Source organism: Thalassobacter sp. (assembly GCF_982993085.1).
The window spans coordinates 1-2193 of sequence record NZ_CEZFMW010000227.1 but is presented as its reverse complement, the minus strand read 5'-3'; the positions used below and the strand labels follow the sequence as shown (position 1 = coordinate 2193).

Sequence of the window (2193 nt, the reverse complement as noted above, 5' to 3'; positions counted from 1 at the left end):
CGGAGTCGCCCGATCCAGCGTCACAAACTTCAACATCTTCTGGGTCGCCATGGGGAGCCTCCTCACATCTGCCTGAAGCATCGCTATATGCGAGCCGCCCATCAAAGAAAAGTCAGAACTAGTGACCTATTTATAAGTATTTCATCTGCGCGCCCCGAAAAACGTCTCATATTCTCCATTTTTAAGTAAGCAATACTGACCTATACACCCTTATGCCCCTATTTCACCTCTTTCTGATCGCAATAATCCAGGGAATCACAGAATTCCTGCCGGTTTCATCCAGTGGGCATTTGGTGCTGCTGCCACAGTTAACGGGCCTGAAGGATCAAGGTCAGGCCATCGATGTCGCCGTCCATGTTGGCACCTTGGCTGCGGTCGTCACCTATTTTCTAGCAGACGTAAAACGCGCCGCCTTAGGTATGACCCATCTTGCACGGGCCGAAAAAACGGCTGAGGCCAATTTGGCGATGTGCCTGATCATCGCGACGATCCCCGTGATCCTAGCCGGTCTCATCTTAAAGCTGACAGGATTAGATAACGCGATGCGTTCCGTCGCCGTAATCGGTTGGACAATGCTGATATTCGGGATCGTGCTGTATTGGGCGGATCAAAAGGGTCCAACAACGCGACCCGCAGGCAGCTGGACACTAAAACACGCATGGACGTTGGGCTTGTGGCAGGCCGTCGCGCTGATCCCCGGCACGTCGCGGTCAGGTGCGTGCATAACTGGCGCTCGACTGTTGGGTTATGACCGCGAAGGCGCGGCACGGATCGCTATGTTAATGTCGATACCAACGATTATTGCCTCCGGCACACTTGTCGGGCTTGAAGTCGCGGCGGATGCGGACCTCCAAACAGCAAAAGACGGCGCCATTGCCGCCGTCTTTGCATTTTTGTCCGCGCTCTTGGCGCTTAGCCTGATGATGCGGCTCTTACGGTCCGTCAGCTTTACGCCATATGTGATTTACCGCGTGCTGTTGGGCATCGTCCTACTGGCAGTCGCTTATTCCTAGTCGTCGCCGCGCAGCTGCTTGGCGCTATCCATGATTTCTGCGTATTGGCCGTTGGGCCGGAACTGCCAAAGATAGGTTTCCAGCACGGCATCCATATCCGTCGGCTCTATCCCCAGATCAGCGAATGACATCGCATCGGGTGAAACGACGTTGTCATTTGCCAACTGCTTCACCTGATCCCGTGTGATCTGCGAATTAGTGAACAGCCCGAGTGAGATGATTTGCAAGAAGTCGAGCACAGCCGCCATGATCCGGGCCGCAAAGAACGGCACCGTTAGGATCAGAGCGCGGCGGCGCACAACCTTTAGCATCCGCTCCATCAACTGTTTGAAGCTTTCAACATCGGGGCCACCCAGTTCATAGATGCCGGGCTTAGCCGCACCTGTCACACCCTTGACGGCGGCGGCGGCGACATCGTCCACGTAGACCGGTTGGAATTTCGACTGTGGACCCACGACCGGTAGGATCGGTAGGAACCGCGCCATCGTCGCAAAGCGGTTAAAAAACTGATCCTCGGTTCCGAAAATAATCGAAGGGCGCAGAATTACGGCATTGGGGAAATGAGCCAGAACACCAGCCTCACCCTTGCCCTTGCTCTCGGCATAGCCGCTCTTGGAACGTTCATTCGCCCCAATGGCTGAAATCTGTACGAAAGTGGTGGCGCCTGCCTCAGCCGCACACCGCGCCACACGCGCAGCGCCCTCATGCTGAACAGCGTCAAACTTGTTCTTACCAGCTTCGCTAAGAATACCGACACAGTTCACCACCGCATCCGCGCCCTGAACCGCAGCCGCCACAGAGGCATCATCCCGCACATTCGCAAGGATCGGCTCTACCTGACCAACAGCGCCGTACGGCTTTACGAACATCGCCTCATTCGGGCGACGGACTGCAACGCGCACACGCCAACCCTCTTTGGCAAGACGCTGTGCGATGTAGCGTCCGACAAAGCCGGACCCGCCGAAGATTGTCACAAGCTTGGACATGATGATAAAACTCTCGCTCTGGTCGTTCATGTTGGACATATCCGCAGCCCTTGTAACGAGCAAGGCGCAAGGGGTCGCGGGTCATATTGAACGGCTGGCAGGTTTTTGCAGAAACCTTGGCGAATCTCGTTGACACCTTCGCTCAGCAAGCATACTCCGCCCACACGATGTGATTGCGCCCAGATGGCGGAATT

General features: G+C 55.6%; 2 protein-coding genes. One reads left to right on the top strand and one right to left on the bottom strand.

The features are described from left to right. Positions 1-212: 212 nt before the first annotated feature. Complete coding sequence (locus tag AC4GMC_RS18265) at positions 213-1013, top strand: undecaprenyl-diphosphate phosphatase (RefSeq protein ID WP_487877869.1); 801 nt, start codon at positions 213-215, stop codon at positions 1011-1013. On the opposite strand, the gene AC4GMC_RS18260 is transcribed toward AC4GMC_RS18265, so the two are convergent. After that, positions 1010-1999, bottom strand: coding sequence for a complex I NDUFA9 subunit family protein (locus tag AC4GMC_RS18260; RefSeq protein WP_487877872.1), 990 nt, complete (start codon positions 1997-1999; stop codon positions 1010-1012). The two genes, AC4GMC_RS18265 and AC4GMC_RS18260, sit on opposite strands and share 4 nt — an antisense overlap. Positions 2000-2193: the final 194 nt, after the last annotated feature.

Bases quoted from the DNA above. Each gene is read 5' to 3' on its own strand.
- AC4GMC_RS18265 (WP_487877869.1), top strand. From the start codon at position 213: ATGCCCCTATTTCACCTCTTTCTGATCGCAATAATCCAGGGAATCACA.
- AC4GMC_RS18260 (WP_487877872.1), bottom strand. From the start codon at position 1,999: ATGTCCAAGCTTGTGACAATCTTCGGCGGGTCCGGCTTTGTCGGACGC.